This is a genomic window from Oscillatoria nigro-viridis PCC 7112 (assembly GCF_000317475.1).
In the GTDB taxonomy this organism is placed as follows: domain Bacteria; phylum Cyanobacteriota; class Cyanobacteriia; order Cyanobacteriales; family Microcoleaceae; genus Microcoleus; species Microcoleus nigroviridis.
In genome coordinates this window covers 97,664-113,153 of the sequence record NC_019729.1, presented here as the reverse complement: position 1 = coordinate 113,153, position 15,490 = coordinate 97,664, and the positions used below count along the sequence as shown (strand labels likewise).

Genomic DNA, 15,490 nt, shown 5'->3' with positions numbered 1-15,490 from the left:
GTTATCTGTTGTTAATTGTTAGTTATCAGTTGTGAGTTGTTAGATATCAGGTATTCGATGACTCTTGTTGTTGGAAGAGGCAGTAGTAACGCCCTTTAAGAGCCATTAATTCTTTATGAGTTCCCCGCTCGACTACAGAACCTTGATCCATCATAATAATTATGTCGGCGTTTTGGATTGTAGTCAGGCGGTGAGTAATGAAAAACACCGTGCGACCGGCGAAAGCTTCTGCTAAGTTATTGCAAACTTGGCGTTCGGAATGGTAGTCGAGGGCGCTTGTAGCTTCGTCCAAAATCAGCAGTTTCGGGTTTTGCAAAATCGTGCGGGCGATCGCCAAACGCTGCCTTTGACCCCCAGAAAGCGACGCACCCCGCTCTCCAACCACCGTATTGTACCCAGCAGGCAAGCCCATAATAAAATCGTGAGCTACCGCTAATTTCGCAGCTCGCACAATCTCATCCGTACTCGCATCGGGATTGCTCAGAGCAATATTTTCCTGAACAGTACAGTTAAACAGCAAAGTATCTTGCAATACCACCCCAAGTTGGCTGCGAAGCGAGTACAGTTCCACCTTAGAAATGTCGTACCCGTCAACAAAAATCCGGCCCGACAGCGGTGGATAAAGACGCTGCAACAGCTTCATCGCCGTACTTTTACCGGAACCGCTTCCCCCCACAATTCCCACAAAACTGCCAGCGGGAAATTCCAAATTCACATTAGCCAATTGCAGTGGGCCGCTCTCCAGAAATCGGAAGGAAACCTCCTCATAGGTAACCTGCCCTTGAATTGCGGGCAGCGGGATATTGCTGCGGTCTTCATCGCTGGTTTCCGTCGGCGTATCGACCACATCCTTGAGCATATCGATCGACATCGAGACTTCTTGGAAACTCTGCCACACGCTCACAAAACGCAGCAGCGAACCCGTCACGTTCCCGGAAATAATTCGGAAAGCAATCAACTGACCCAAAGTAATCTCATTTCCCAGTACCAAATAAGCTCCCACCCACAACTGAGCCAAGTTACCCACCTGGTTTAAAAAGGCGCTAATCGTACCTGCGGTAGTTCCCGTGATAATTGTTTTAAAACTGGCTGTAATGTATTTTGCGTAGCGGCTCGACCACTCCCAGCGGGATTTCAATTCAATATTTTGAGCCTTAACAGTTTGAATCCCGCTGACTACTTCCACTAGATAAGATTGAGAGTCAGCAAAACGCATATTTCTCTGTTTGATCAGGCGCAGCACCAGCGGATTGATTAGAACAATCATCAGCCCAAGTATCGGTACCACTGCCAAAGATACAAACGTTAGCTGCACGCTGTAAGAGAGCATAACGGCGACATAAACCACCGAAAATACCGCATCGAGAACCACTGTCAGAGCTGTACTCGTCATGAATTCCCGAATCTGGCCCATCATGCTGAATTTGTAGACCAAATCTCCGACCCGCCGGTTGTCAAAGTAATTCTGGGGCAGCCGGAGCAAGTGGTCGATTACCTCCGCACTCAATTTGACATCGATGCGGTTTGAGGTATCTATAAACAAAAAGGTACGCAAACCGTTGAGCAGTCCTTCAAACAGGGCAACACCTAACAGAAATGCCCCCAAAATATCCAAGGTGTCAATGCTGCGCTGACCTAATACTTTATCAATAATTACTTGGCTGATTAATGGGTTGGCAAGACCAAATAACTGTACAAAAAACGAAGCGAGCAACACCTCAAAAAACACTGTCTTGTGTTCCATGAGAGCCGGCACAAACCACCAGAAGCTGAACTGCTCTTTTTGTTCGACTTGCGGAGCTTGCAGCAGCAGGACTTCTCCTGATTCTCCCCAGATTTCTTTAAATTGAGGTATCCGCTTCCGCATCAGCCCCTGTTCCGGGGTTGCCATCACCAATTCTTGCTCGGTGATGCTGTAAATAATGGCAAAACTATCTTGCCATTTAATCATTACCGGGGCTTTGATGCGGTTGATGGCTTCTGCTGGCACTTGCGCCAATTGGGGCGTGAGCCCGATGCTTTGGGCGATCGCCCCGCAAGCTTGCATACTGATAGAACCAGCGGTTTTTAACTGATTTTCTAGAACTTTGCGGATGATATCTCGGCGAAATTTGAGGCCGAAATACTTGCTCAACATCTGGAAGCAAGCTAGCGGGCCGTCAATCTGCCCTTTAGCGCGGAAAACAGGGTATCTTGGCGCATCCTTTGGTTGGTCGGTTTTGGGTTCTGGGGGGCGGTCTGGGCCCGGTAGAATCTCGAGCAATTTTCCGGGCGGATTCTGCTGCCCGGGGTCTACTAGATCTGTCGTGCCATTTAATGGGTCTGTTTCGGGTTGGGGTTCTGGGGGTTCCCGGAAACCTACCAAGCGGGCGCCGAGGCGGCCTTCTACTTTTAAGGATTTGGCTGCGTTTTCCACAGAGAAGCGGCTGCCGGTGGGAAAGTCGCCCAAGACGCCGCTGCTGACGAGCCAAACTCGATCGGCATCTAGCTCTTTGGCGAGGTCTTGAGTTTTTTTGTTGCCGTTTGGCACGTTGACAACTGTCGCGTCTTGCCAAGCTTGCAGGGTAAGTTCCTTGAGATTGGAAGTGCCGTCGGCTTGGCGCTGCAACTCCAGGCTCAACAGTTCAAATACTTCGCTCAAGGAACAGTGTTCGCGAAAGGCTTCTCCAAATGTCGGCTGTTTTTCCAGTACGCTCAGGAAATCTTCGGCAGGTAGGACGATCGCAATTACATCTGTAGAGGCGATCGCCGTTTCGCAGGGAACTCCCCTGAGCAAGCCAGCCCAGCCCAGGATTTCCTTCGACTGCACCAAGCGCAAACTTACGTGGCGCTGCGAGCGCTGGTCAAAGCCCAGCAGCCGGGCCTGGCCTTGATAGATAATTGCCACCTGAGTCGGCATTTTTTCCCGTTCAAACAGGGGTTGCCCCGTCCGGTAGCCGAGGAGTTGGCATTTAGCCACCAAGGCTGACAGAGCCGTCTCTGACAGTCGGTCAAAGGGAGGTGTTTGAGCTAGGAAATCCTGAATTTGGGATAGGGAAACAGCGGAAGAAGTCATCCAATTTTAGATTTTAGATTTTAGATTTTAGATTGAATCCACAGATGAATCCAGGGGCTTTTTGTCAGGATGCTACGCTTTTTCAAGTCTCCACGGATAAATCCGGGGGCCCCTGACCAAATTGCTTGATGGTCATGATATTGAAGACACGGAGGAGAGGGGCTGTAGCGGGCCTATTTGCGATATCTGTTCGGCGAGCCAGCTTTCAAATAGTTCGTTAATCAAGTGCAGCCGCATCGATTCATCGAGCTGGGCCGGCATGAACTTTTCTAGTCGAATAATTACCATCCATTCTGCCAGAGGACGCGGCGTCCAGAGTTGATTTGGCTGGCTGACGGACAAAAGTTTGCTGATTGCCGGGTGGGGCTGGCTGAGGGGTACTGGGCCCAACAAGCCGCCTGACTTGGACTCGGGCCCTTCGGAATAGTCGCGGGCCACTTCAGCAAAGGTTTGTTCCCCTTCGAGGATGCGAAAGTAAAGTTCGTTTGCCAGTGCTGGATTTTTGGTGCGTACCAGGGAATAGACTACGTGGTCTAGGCTGGCTTTGCGGGTTAAAAAATAATTATCTACTTTAGGTCTCCAAGTGGCTTGCTTAAATTTTTCGATCAGCAAGGGCCTGACGGCCATCTCTTGAAGTTCTTCTTCCGTCATGTTTTGGCCGCGCAGCCAAGCTTCTTTGGCTTCGGGGGCTGTCAGTTGGTTTTGTGCCAGAAAATTCTCGACGGCGGATTGGCGTTCTTCGTCGCTGCAACTAAAGGATGCGATCGCTTGGTCTACTATTACACCGCGCAAGAATTGCGGCATCAACTGGTACCGCTTCAGGAGCGATGGCATATCCTGAGCTTGCAGTAATTTATCGCCTATTTGAAAAAGTCCTGTCATTTTTTTATCTCCAACTGACTTGCGCTTCCCCTTTTAATTTAGCTGTGGCAGGAAAAGAGCGACAACCACTAACCCCTCAATTTCCCGATGATAGCAGACCGTCAGCGGGCTAGCGCTATTGCTGTCTATTTCTTGACGCTCTACCTAGCGAGGGGTTCCCCGCGGGTCTCAGAATGGTAGTGCCAGAAGGGGAAAGTAGGAGAGTGGGAAAATCTTTCTTCTGCCCTCTTCCTTCTTCCCTCAACATCCATCCGTTAAATCCCGTACACTGCTTAGTTGCTGAACTTCCTTCTTCCTTGACTCTCGGAATAGTCTTTCAAAGAGTGTTCCGAGTTGGGTCGAGCAAGCCCGACTGTCGAGATATTTGGGGTTGGCCGCCATTTTTTGCAGGATTCGATCGCGGTAGTGCTGGCGCAGTTCTGGGTTGGTTCCCAGTGCTGTACTCAGATCTAAATAAGAATTCTCGCTGTCTGCTACCATTTCCGGAAGTAGCAGTTCTTCGAGCACTGCGGCTGATTGTCGCGATCGAGTTGTTTGCCCTTTTCTTGCCACTACAGGCAACCCCACCAACAGCGGTTCTGCTAAGGAGCAGGCACTGCTGTATGGATAGGAGTCTAAATATATATCAGCCAATTCCAGACATTTTATGCAATCTGCGCGAGATGGCAGCGCCTTAATCACAACTAAGCGCTTTTTGTCAATACCGTATTCGGCAAAAAGCGCTCGAATTTGGTTGTAAAAAGGAACCGTCGGATAGTTTTCTGAGCGGGAACTAAAGGGATACAAAACTAAAATAGAATTCGGTACAGCAGCAATAATTTTTGCCCAAGTTTCTCTCAATTCTGGGGTAATTGTCAAAGCTTGAGCGCCGGACACGAACACTACAGATTCGTCGGTGGCTCCCCAACTGCTGCGAGTCGGTTCAACTTTGGCAGGTGCCGACCCTACAGTATAGCTTAAACAAACTCCCGACCCTTCTAAACTAATTAATTTTTCGCGATAATCTGCTGCTGCACCTGCAGGCAATGTCAAATCTCCCGCAATGAAATAATCGATATTTCGGGTTCCGGTGGTGGCGGGGGTTGATGCACCGGTAGCTATTTGCACCCGCGCTAGTCGGTGCAGGCACAGCAGCGCGCTTGGTTGGGAAGTGTCGGTGGTATTGGTGCAGATTAGCAGAATATCTAAATCGTGCGATCGCATTTCTCGAACTTGATTCGGCAAATCTTCTGACAGTTGCACCAGTTTGTCGGCGCAATTTTCGCAATATTTCCCCAGTCGCTCGTCTTGTACCTGGAAATGGTACACGATAATTTCAAATTTGCTTCTGTCTAAATATTCAAAACTCGGAATTGCAGCACGAGTTTCGGATTCATCACTAATTTTATCAAGCAAAAAGCCAACTCGGATTTTATTTCTTTCAGCTTGTCTCTGAGAAAAACTCCATTCTATTTGACAGCCGATATTTTTCAAATAAAATTCCAGAATATCAGCTCGCTGACTCAATATCTCGATCGGATTTCCCTCGCTCAAATACAAAGCTTGGAAGCTCACATTTTTCGCAATAAAAGCCGCCAAATAACGCCAAACTTCTGAATCGGGAAAACTGGCGATATTAGCTGCGACGTACTTGATTAACTGCTGGAAATATTCAGAGTACCTTTCTACTTCCCAGTTTTGTTTAAAATAACCGGGAGACTGAAATATAAATTTCAAAAAATCGTCAAAAAACCACTGGGGAATCGCTGCATTATTATACTCAAGCGGCAACTGATAAGCGTCGCCGTACAGCATCGCCGCGAGGAGATATTGCATCTTCTCAGCAATTTCCCCTCCTTCAGCAAGTTTCGAGGATAACTGCTGGACAAAACTTTGTTCTTCCTCAGTTAAAGTTTCATTTTTGAGGGCGCTATCTAGTAGCAATTTATGAGCTTTACCCATGTCTTTCGAGTAAGCTGTTTCTAATTTTTTCGCTGGCAAATTCAGCCAATATTCAGCTAGCTGTTGGCGGTATAGGCGCAGCGCTAGAAGAGGCTGTTTTGAGGGTAATTTATTGTATTGCTCAAGCAGTGCTGACAATTCCGATAAACTCGGCTGGGTTCTCAATGCCAGCTTTTGGCGGATTGTCTGTTTGATTTGTCGATCCAGGAAACTGTAATCAGGACTATTTAGTAGTTTTTTGTAAAATCTTACTACATCCTTATGATTTTCCCCAGCCGCGAAGTTTTTCCAAGTTTGTTGTTCGGGATGAATCCGCAGTGAGGACAGTTTTTCATCTACAAATCCGATGTGATAGTTCCCCATGATTCGCCACCACATATCTAAGTCTACATACTGAGATAATCCCGAATCAAACAATCCTATTTCTTCAAATACTCGCGCGGCAATTAAGACGGTACTCGGTTCGCCAATTTTGTTGATCGGGTTGTTCAAGCAGTTAGTATCTGCCAGTAATTCTTTTCCTGGCTGAATAGATTTTAAATTCGACCAACTTTTATGCAAATCTTTAATTGATTGGGCTGCTCTCCGCAAAATCGGGTTAGATTCATTGTCAGCTATGGTGATACCGCGCGGGGAAAAAACCATACCTATTTTTTGGTTCTCTTGGGCGAGTGCGACCATTTTTTCAATACATTCGGGGGCGAGCAAGTCGTCTTGAAAGAGAAATTTAATGTATTGACCTTTTGCTTGGGATATGCAGAAGTTCCAGTTTTGTGATAAGCCGTAGTTGCGGTGCAGTACGATGCGGAAATCGACTGATGTTTCTGATTGGAATGATTGGGCGATCGCAATTGTGCGGTCTGTGGAGCCGTCGTCGGATATAATCAGTTCTATGTTAGCGTAGGTTTGGGCCAAAGCACTTTTGATTGCTTCCCCAATAAATGCTTCTCCGTTGTATGTCGGAATGCAGATGCTAACCTTCGGCTGCTCGTTTGGCAGTTCTCCTTTTGATTGACTTTGTTGCTTTGATTGTGGCAAGTTAGCCCTTATTTTGGCAGACTTCGCTGTGGCTGTTCCTGACAGAGGTATGCTTTGAAAGTTATCGGTAATCTCGGCAATATATTCGAGACGTTTTCTAATTTTATTACCTGTAAATTGCGGGTTGAGTAAAGTCTTAATTTCCTCGGCCGCTATCGATCCAATTTGTTGAGCTTCCCGGTAATTGTTGAAGACGTACCGCATTAAGTCAGCAGCGTGTTCGACATCCGCTTGGGCCCAAACATTGCCTTTTTTGTAAGGCCCGCAATCTTTCTCAATTGGGATTAACTTATACTTGACTAAATAGCTGTTGCCGACATTCATAAATTCTGTATTTGATGAATAGCCTGTGGCAATTACGGGTTTGCCGTAAAACATGGCTTCAGCCATTGTTAAGCCAAATCCTTCGCAGCGGTGCAGCGATACGTAACAGTCGCAATTATACAGCAAACCGTTAAGTTTATTTTTGGACAAATACCCGTCTAGATGTTTGATATTTGAAGAATTGGCGATGGCAGACTTTAATAAATTTTGCTGCTCTAAATGTTTGTTGGAATTAGAAGATTTGACAATCAATAATACGCTGTCATCTTCGCCAAAAGCTTGTTTAAATGCTTGAATGGTCGCTAAAGTATTTTTGCGCTCGATGCGGCTGGAAAAGTCGAATACAAACAAGAAAATAAATTTATCTTTAGGTAAATTCAGTGCTTCTCTGTTCAGGGAAGGTGCGGGGAGAGCAATACTGGGCATGATTTTGATAACGGGAATTGGCGAGACTGCGGAAATGGCCTCGGCGCAATAGTTGCTGTAAGTCCATATTTCGTGAAAGTTATTAAATGCTGGCTGCCATTCTGGGGGAAATGCGGGAAGTTCCCAGGCCCAAAAGCCGATATTGTATTTGTTTTCAAAATAGGTGGAACCTGTATGTTTGATAAAGGTTGCAACTTCATCGGCGTTGACTTGAATTAAGTTTACGGGATGGGGATTGTCTTGGCTAAAATTTTGATAGGTGGTGTCTTGTTTGCGGTGGGGACTGCGGGTAAAGTTGTTGATATTGAAGGGAATGTTGGCGGCTTCGGCAGCTCTGATGTTGGCTCTGACACCTTCTCCTACGCCAAATTCGCCGTTAATGTAGCCGGCGATGTTCATTCCTAGATTTGGGTTCATAGTTGATACTGTATTCAGTAAATTGTTGTGTTGATTTTTGGGAAAAAAGCAGAATTAATGGAGTTCCTCAATCGCGCTAAATGAGGGTATGGGTTGAGAATAAATTATAATTTTGCTCGATAGTTGCTAAGATATAGCAATCCTTGTAGGATGGGTGAATAAGATTAAATGAACCGCAGAGGGCGCAGAGAACGCAGAGGAAGAGAAGAGAGGGAAGAGAAAGAGTTGGCAACAGAAAATTTGGTGCTTGACAAATGTGCCGATCGCCATTGTATACTGGCATCGCAATGCTAACCTTCGGCTGGTTGTCTGTCGGCATGGGTTGCTCTGTTTTATTTTACGATCAACTAATCAGGAATTTTAGACAAAGTGATCGATCGCGTCAACCACGACCTGTTGAAGCTGCTACCGCCGGATGCTAAAGTCATTGTTGAAATTGGCTGCGGTACGGGTGCGATGGGCCAAGAGTACAAGCCGATCAATCCTCATTGTCAGTATATTGGCATTGAATGCGATCGAGAAAAAGCTAAAATTGCGGTCGATCGGCTAAACTGGGTGACGGTAGCCGATATTGAAGAAATTGCCATCGAAAGTCTCGACATCGCTCCCGGAACCGTCGATTGCTTAATTTTTGGCGACTTGCTACCCTATCTCAAAAACCCTTGGGAAGTCCTCAAGCAGTACACTGCTTTGCTGAATCCAGAGGGGCAAATTCTCGCCAGAATCCCCAACGTTCAATACTGGCGGCGGATTGTCAATCTGTTGCGGGGACAGTGGGAGAATCCCGACAGTAAGATGCAGCACTGGTTTACCCTAGAAAGTATTAAATCACTATTTGCTCGAGCCGGATTGCAGGTTTATGAATTTCAAGGAAAGGGACACAAAACCGAAAATTTTGTCCGCTTTCAGGAATTGCTCAATCCAATGGTAAATGCTTTAGAGCTCACATCGAGCAGCTTTGCTACGGAAACAGGTGCTGAACATTATATCGCGCGATCGACCAAATCGGCCGTACCTGCGCGCAGACTGCTGATTCAGACTATCATTATGGCTCCTACAGGGTGCGATCGCGTGCGAGTTTTGGAACCGGACAAATTTAGCGCTACAATTCCCGGTGTCCGCACAGTATCCGCCGTGAAAACAGCAGAATTAGTTCCGCCGCTGTCTGGAGAAGAAAAAGTCTTCATCTGGCAGCGGACAATCATGCAATATCCCGGCTATATTCCCCAACTCAAAGAACTCCTGCAACAAGGCTATTTAATAGTAGCTGAAATTGACGACAATCCCGTCCGCCGCCGCGAATACGCCGACAATAATTACCTCAGCTACCGCGGCTGTCACTGCGTTCAAACTTCTACGGAACCGCTAGCAAAAATTTTGCGACAATACAATCCCAATGTTGCCGTATTTCCCAATCAATTAGCCTATCTACCTCCGCCGCGAATTTACCCGGCAGAAGATACCGTCACCATCTTTTTTGGCGCGCTCAACCGCGAAAAAGATTGGCAGCCGATTATGGCAGCGCTCAATCGAGTTTTAATCGCACACAAGCACCGGATTCGAGTTAAAGTAATCCACGACCGCAGATTTTTTGAAGCGTTGGAAATACAGCAAAAAGAATTTGAACCATTTTGCAGTTACGAACGGTATCAAGAAATTATGTACAGTTGCGATATAGCTTTGCTCCCGCTTGTTTCCAACCCGGTTAACGAAACGAAATCCGACTTAAAATTTATTGAATGTGCAGCGCGGGGAGTAGCGGTTTTGGCAAGTCCGACCGTGTACGAACATTCGATTGTCGAAGGTGAAACCGGATTGATTTATAGATATGAAAAAGAGTTTGAAACCAAACTAAATTCGCTGATATCTGACACTTCTCGGCGCCGGGAAATAGCCGCGAATGCTTACGAATGGGTGCGGGACAACCGCTTGCTGTGCGGGCACTACCGGCAGCGGCGAGATTGGTACTTACAAATGCGAGACGAGTTGCCGCGTTTAAATGCTGAGCTGCGCGATCGCCTGCCGGAGTTATTTGGTGACTAAATGCGGTAAGATTTAGAGGGTTATTGTGCGATCGTTCTGTTTTATTGTTTAATTTCTAATTGTTACTCCACACCAATGCGAATTCTATTCACTATTGCTCACTTTTACAATCCCAGCGGCGACGGGAAACACGCTTCCCAGCGAAACGATCCGCAACCGCGACTAAATGCTTTAACCGCTTGCGTGACATCGCTGCAAGCTTTGTACGGCAAATCTCAGTCCATGATTGATATTAGCGAATGTGCAACTATCCCAGCAAATCAATCTCAACAGCACGAAATTGACATTGTTGTTTGCACTACTCAAGGTTATCATCTGTTGCCTCAACTCCCAGTGCAGCCCAGATGTTTTATGCACCACGCTACAAAATGCGAACCGCTGCTGTTGGGGTTTGAGTGTCAAGCAGTTTTGCGAGCGTGTCTTAACAAATACGATTATTTCTGTTATTTGGAAGATGATTTAGTTCTGCACGATCCGTGGTTTTTTAGTAAATTAAAGTGGTTTACGCATCACGGAGGAAATGCCAATTTGCTGCAACCTAATCGCTATGAAATCTCGCCTAAAGGCGCGGTTTTTAAAGCATATGTTGATGGTGATTTAGCAGACTCAGCGACTTCTCCGTTTCAAAATGTAGAGGAGCAGCGGCAGTTAATGGGAAAAATCATGGAACAAACAATCGCTTTCGAGCGGGCGTTGAATCCTCATTCCGGCTGCTATTTTTTGAATGCGGAACAGATGGCACACTGGGCTAAGCAGTCTCATTTTTTGGATAGGGATACTAGCTTTATCGGCCCGCTGGAAAGCGCGGCGACTTTAGGAATTATGCGGACTTTTAGAGTTTACAAGTCAACTCCTGCTTATGCTAATTTTTTGGAGATTCAACATTTTGGAGCGAGTTTTCTGAACTTGATTGGTAATAAGGTGAGAGTGCCGGAAGCAGGATGAGTTAAAATATTCAGGTAAGCTGCAATACTTGAGAGGTAGCATGACCCCGGCAACTGAAAAGATTGTCCTTCCCTCTCCCTTCCCCGACCACACTCAACTGCCAGAGGAAGATGGCACTTTTGTGAAGAATTTTCAGGAGCATCCCCAGAGCATTATTTTGACTGATTCTATCGGGTCGGTGTTGCAAGGGCTTCATCCCGATGGGCAATATGCTATAGGGCAAGACTGTGGCATCTACTGGCGAGAAACTGACCCGCTGGAAAAGGGAGCAGAAGCTCCTGATTGGTTCTACGTGCCGAACGTGCCACCCAGACTAGGAAATCAGATTCGTCGCTCTTACGTGCTGTGGCGGGAATTCATGGCTCCGATGATTGCTTTGGAGTTCGCATCGGGAGACGGTTCACAAGAGCGGGACACAACCCCACTATCGTACTCAGAAGTCGAATCGGCGCAAAGGCCTGGGAAGTTTTGGGTATATGAGCGGATCGTGCGGATTCCGTATTATAAATAATACCCTGAAAACCCCGAGACTTTAGTCCGGGGATGAAAGGGACAAGGAGGCTTTAGCCTCCCAGTCTATTTTCTGAGCTCTCAGGATGGCGCTGTCAAGTAAAACCATGTAAATCTGGGTGAACAACTAGAGGGATATTAAGCCGACTCTGGTAGCATAAGACTATCGTGATGAGGTCGAAGTCATGTTAGTTTTTGAGTTCAAAGCATACGGGAAAAAACAGCAATTTGACGCTGTAGACGAAGCAATTAGAACAGTGCAGTTCATCCGAAACAAAGCACTGCGGTTTTGGATGGAAAACGAAAAAGTTGATAAATACGCATTGAACAAGTATAGCGCTGTTTTAGCTAAGGAATTTCCGTTTTGCGACGAATTGAATAGCATGGCTCGACAATCGAGCTCAGAAAGAGCGTGGTCGGCAATCTCCCGATTCTACGACAACTGTAAAAAGAAAGTCCCAGGAAAAAAAGGATTCCCGCAATTCCAGAAACACAACCGCTCCGTCGAGTACAAAACTACGGGCTGGCGTCTGGCAGACGACCGGAAATCAATCACTTTTACCGACAAGCAAGGAATCGGAAAGCTCAAGTTAAAAGGAACGCGCGACTTACATTTCTCTCAGCGCAGTCAAATCAAACGAGTACGTTTGGTGAGACGGGCAGACGGATATTATGTCCAGTTTTGCATTCAAGTTGACCGTTCTGAAAAGATTGAAATCACGGGTAACACCATCGGGTTAGATGTAGGACTTAAAGAGTTTTACACTGACTCAAATGGCGTTGCAGTTGATAACCCGCGTTTCCTCCGCCAGGGAGAACGCAGGTTGAAGAAATCCCAAAAACGAGTTTCAAAACGAGTCAAGGGTTCGCAAAACCGGAAAAAAGCTAGAGCGATTCTAGGGAAGCGCCACCTCAAAATCAGCAGACAGCGTAAAGATTTTGCCGTGAAGTTGGCAAGATGCGTCATCCAGTCTAACGACTGTGTAGTCTACGAAGATTTGAGGATTAAAAATATGGTGAAGAATCACTGTCTGGCAAAATCGATTAACGACGCTTCTTGGTATATGTTCCGAATTTGGCTGGAATATTTTGGCAAAGTATTCGGAAGAATTACGATTGCCGTACCAGCTAACGGAACAAGTCAAGAATGCTCTAGTTGCGGAACAATTGTTAAGAAAAGTCTCTCAACGCGAACCCACGCTTGTCGGTGTGGATGCGTATTAGATCGTGACTGGAACGCAGCTAAAAATATCCTGAGTCGGGGATTGAGTACGGCGGGGCACGTCGGAACTTGGATCTTAGATCCGAACGCTTGTGGAGAATTGACCGCTACCGATGTTGAAGTAATTCTGCACCGGCAAGTCGATTCTGCGAATCAAGAATCTCCTCGGCTTTAGCCAGGAGAGTGTCAATAATCAGAAGTCAAAACATCGCCGATTTTAACAGTGCCGCTGTTGATAATTTTGGCTAAAACTCCAGTTTGTGCGTGACCGAATTCCTTTTGGAGTAAACTGAGTAGGGAAATATCTCGATCGCCCGTTTCTGGATTCACTTCTATATTGACACAGCGACCGATTCGTGCTGTAACTTCTATGCGCGCCGTGCCTAATTGAAACTGTTTTCCGATCAACTCAAATTCTGACCAAGCTGCCATACCTTCTAACACAATGTTCGGGCGAAATCGGCCCACGTCAATGTTTTGAACAGCAATTTCTGTTAATTGGTCTAATGTGGCTTGACTGAGTAAAGAAATGTGTACTGGTTCTCGATCGGGATAACGAGTTTCGCCGCTGGTGTCGCCGACTAATTGCAAAGGTGCAAACTGCGGGTGTCTCGCTTCTTTTGTGGGTTCAATTGCCGCCAAATATTCTGTGAAAAAACTGCCGATGCGATCGCGCCCCGCTGTTGTGTTCGTTTCTGCCGATAACACTGCAACTCCTTCACGCTTGACTGTTAAAACGGCCGTTTCCGGTTGATAATCACATTCTAAAGCTGCTAACAGAGGCCAATCGTTTTGAACCGCAAAATTTTTTTTGCTCATCCAAGGGACATTTTGGGCGGGCATCTTTGCAGCTTCCAGATTATCTGCAAACATTAAGGCAAAAGCTCGATCGCCCTTAATTCCGTGTCCTGCTGTTAAAGCAAACTCCGACATTTCTTGCGGTGTCAGCCCTTTAATTGGATAAATAAATAACTGTTTTATTGTTGCTAATGTCATAAAATTTTATGAATTTACTACAATTTTAACTTTCACTTTTCCCCCCATTACTAAGGGGAGCTAGGGGGTCAAGCTAATTCAAAAACCTTAATCAAATTGCTATAAAAACCCGATTAAGCTAACAATTCATAGCGGCGGATATCTGGAGGCCCAACGGCCAAACCGTCTAATTTCTGCACGGCGTCTTGAATGTGAGTTGAACCGAGATGTAGATCGAGCAAATCTGCACTTTCCCACTCTTCAACAAAGGTAAAATCTGTGGGATCGGCTTGATTTTGCAGGAGTTCGTATTTAATGCAGCCTTTTTCTTTGCGAGTTGGTTCTATAATGCTCAGCAGCAGAGATTTAAGTTCTGCTACTTTGTCGGGAAACGCCACGAGGCGGGCGACTACTCGCAAGGTTGTTTTGGACATAGGAGAAAAAAGTCACCGATAGGACGATCGAATTTACCGATTTTTGTTTGGCAGACTCAGCAAAACACGATTTTACTTAAAATAACCTACACAGGTCGATCGGTCAATCGATTTTAGATTTTAGATTTTAGATTTTAGATTTTAGATTTTAGAATTAACCCCACGGATGAATCCGGGGGCTTGTATCCTGGATGCTAGCGGTCAACCGCAGTAAAATTAGTCCAGGACGCGCTCATATTTCAGAAACCCGCTTTCTTCCCAAATTCTTCGTTACTAAGCGCAGAGCGTCGTATAAACCGGGTTTCTTGAGATATTTTGGCGAATACCGGAGGAACTCAATCTTTGGGATAAAATCGCTTTTTTTCTGTAGAATATTCCCAGGCGAGATCCTCTGGATCTTTTTCCCGGCTCCACTGAGCAAACTCCGGCTTAAGTTTCCACTTGCCGATCGTAGTTGCGTGAACTTTGAACCTGCGGGAGAGTTCCGTCTGGGTAAAAGAGATTTTGGGCTTTTCAGGAGTCTTGGTTTGAGGAATGGGGAATAAATTTGGTTTTTTATCTTGTGCTTTTTCCCGATTTGTGGCAGGCTCTTGAACAGCTATTCCCGCATTAGGTGTTTCGCTGTGATTGACAGTTGGAGCTATTTGAAAATAATACAAAATTCCGCCTTGTTCCGTCACTTCAAAATCTGCGGCAAACTCAGAAGCTCGTTCGTCGAGATACTCTTGAACCTTTTCTCCGGGGAGTTTCGCATTCATCGCCAAATCCAAAGCCGTCACTCGCCCTTGATTTTCCTTGATCAACTTGTAGAAAACCGAGTCTAAATGAGCGAGTTTATGTTTTTGCTGCTGCTGGTAGAGCCTGCAAGCCCAAGCAATGCCCGCTGTGGTGGCGATCGCCCAAAACATCCTTCCCGACTCGAAACTGGCAACCGCCGTCAAGGAAATAGGCAAAAGCAGGGTAAGATATCCCCAAATGCTTCCCTTTTTTAGGTTATTGCTGTTTTTGACCATAGTTCCTAAACAGGTACGTAGTTTAGCTTAGTAGAGCGTGTCTGAATGCCGCGAAAGTTTTTCGACAGTCGATATATCGATCGACCCGCTGACACACCCAAAAACGGATACTGTGCCGCGTACACTCGCCTTGTGGACAATCCCTAATTTTAGACCAAAGTTCCAGCTCCTTTGATTCTATGTCCCAAGTAAATCGACAATCGACAATCGACAATCGAGTAAAGTTTTTCGACAGTCGATATATCGATCGACCCGCTGACACACC

Annotated in this window: 9 protein-coding genes and 1 pseudogene; 4 read left to right on the top strand and 6 right to left on the bottom strand. The window is 46.2% G+C overall.

Features of this window, described 5'->3' with window-relative positions; all coding sequences use genetic code 11:
* Nucleotides 1-46: 46 nt before the first annotated feature.
* From OSC7112_RS00490 to OSC7112_RS00480, 3 genes are all read right to left on the bottom strand, one after another.
* Nucleotides 47-3,055, bottom strand: coding sequence for a peptidase domain-containing ABC transporter (locus tag OSC7112_RS00490; protein WP_015174076.1), 3,009 nt, complete (start codon nucleotides 3,053-3,055; stop codon nucleotides 47-49).
* 132 nt (nucleotides 3,056-3,187) lie between these two features.
* Nucleotides 3,188-3,937 (bottom strand): peptidylprolyl isomerase, encoded by a 750-nt coding sequence (locus tag OSC7112_RS00485; RefSeq protein ID WP_015174075.1) that lies wholly within the window; start codon nucleotides 3,935-3,937, stop codon nucleotides 3,188-3,190.
* 240 nt (nucleotides 3,938-4,177) lie between these two features.
* The gene (locus OSC7112_RS00480) at nucleotides 4,178-8,083 is read right to left on the bottom strand and encodes a glycosyltransferase (RefSeq protein ID WP_015174074.1); all 3,906 of its coding nucleotides are present in this window, start codon (nucleotides 8,081-8,083) and stop codon (nucleotides 4,178-4,180) included.
* A gap of 369 nt (nucleotides 8,084-8,452) precedes the next feature.
* On the opposite strand from OSC7112_RS00480, the gene OSC7112_RS00475 reads away from it, so the two are divergent.
* The 4 genes and pseudogenes from OSC7112_RS00475 to OSC7112_RS00460 all read left to right on the top strand — a co-directional run bounded on the left by OSC7112_RS00475 (nucleotide 8,453) and on the right by OSC7112_RS00460 (nucleotide 12,978).
* Nucleotides 8,453-10,126 carry a methyltransferase domain-containing protein gene (locus tag OSC7112_RS00475; RefSeq protein WP_015174072.1) on the top strand — a complete coding sequence of 558 codons (1,674 nt, stop codon included), beginning with the start codon at nucleotides 8,453-8,455 and terminating at the stop codon, nucleotides 10,124-10,126.
* Nucleotides 10,127-10,201: 75 nt separating this feature from the next.
* Entirely contained in the window at nucleotides 10,202-11,071 is an 870-nt protein-coding gene (locus OSC7112_RS00470) for a hypothetical protein (protein WP_015174071.1), read from the top strand.
* Nucleotides 11,072-11,111: 40 nt separating this feature from the next.
* Nucleotides 11,112-11,576: pseudogene (locus OSC7112_RS00465) on the top strand (Uma2 family endonuclease); the annotation flags it as partial.
* Between the two features lie 190 nt (nucleotides 11,577-11,766).
* Nucleotides 11,767-12,978 (top strand): RNA-guided endonuclease InsQ/TnpB family protein, encoded by a 1,212-nt coding sequence (locus OSC7112_RS00460; RefSeq protein WP_015174069.1) that lies wholly within the window; start codon nucleotides 11,767-11,769, stop codon nucleotides 12,976-12,978.
* Nucleotides 12,979-12,989: 11 nt separating this feature from the next.
* On the opposite strand, the gene OSC7112_RS00455 is transcribed toward OSC7112_RS00460, so the two are convergent.
* The 3 genes from OSC7112_RS00455 to OSC7112_RS00445 form a co-directional block, all read right to left on the bottom strand.
* Nucleotides 12,990-13,799 (bottom strand): MOSC domain-containing protein, encoded by an 810-nt coding sequence (locus OSC7112_RS00455; protein WP_015174068.1) that lies wholly within the window; start codon nucleotides 13,797-13,799, stop codon nucleotides 12,990-12,992.
* A gap of 113 nt (nucleotides 13,800-13,912) precedes the next feature.
* A complete protein-coding gene (locus tag OSC7112_RS00450; RefSeq protein ID WP_015174067.1) occupies nucleotides 13,913-14,212 on the bottom strand; it encodes a putative quinol monooxygenase in 300 nt (99 codons plus the stop codon).
* Between the two features lie 335 nt (nucleotides 14,213-14,547).
* A complete protein-coding gene (locus OSC7112_RS00445; protein ID WP_015174066.1) occupies nucleotides 14,548-15,225 on the bottom strand; it encodes a hypothetical protein in 678 nt (225 codons plus the stop codon).
* Nucleotides 15,226-15,490: the final 265 nt, after the last annotated feature.

What these genes read in the sequence shown, in the direction of transcription:
- OSC7112_RS00445 (WP_015174066.1), bottom strand. Translation starts at nt 15,225, where the DNA reads ATGGTCAAAAACAGCAATAACCTAAAAAAGGGAAGCATTTGGGGATAT.
- OSC7112_RS00470 (WP_015174071.1), top strand. Translation starts at nt 10,202, where the DNA reads ATGCGAATTCTATTCACTATTGCTCACTTTTACAATCCCAGCGGCGAC.
- OSC7112_RS00490 (WP_015174076.1), bottom strand. Translation starts at nt 3,055, where the DNA reads ATGACTTCTTCCGCTGTTTCCCTATCCCAAATTCAGGATTTCCTAGCT.
- OSC7112_RS00455 (WP_015174068.1), bottom strand. Translation starts at nt 13,799, where the DNA reads ATGACATTAGCAACAATAAAACAGTTATTTATTTATCCAATTAAAGGG.
- OSC7112_RS00485 (WP_015174075.1), bottom strand. Translation starts at nt 3,937, where the DNA reads ATGACAGGACTTTTTCAAATAGGCGATAAATTACTGCAAGCTCAGGAT.
- OSC7112_RS00480 (WP_015174074.1), bottom strand. Translation starts at nt 8,083, where the DNA reads ATGAACCCAAATCTAGGAATGAACATCGCCGGCTACATTAACGGCGAA.
- OSC7112_RS00450 (WP_015174067.1), bottom strand. Translation starts at nt 14,212, where the DNA reads ATGTCCAAAACAACCTTGCGAGTAGTCGCCCGCCTCGTGGCGTTTCCC.
- OSC7112_RS00460 (WP_015174069.1), top strand. Translation starts at nt 11,767, where the DNA reads ATGTTAGTTTTTGAGTTCAAAGCATACGGGAAAAAACAGCAATTTGAC.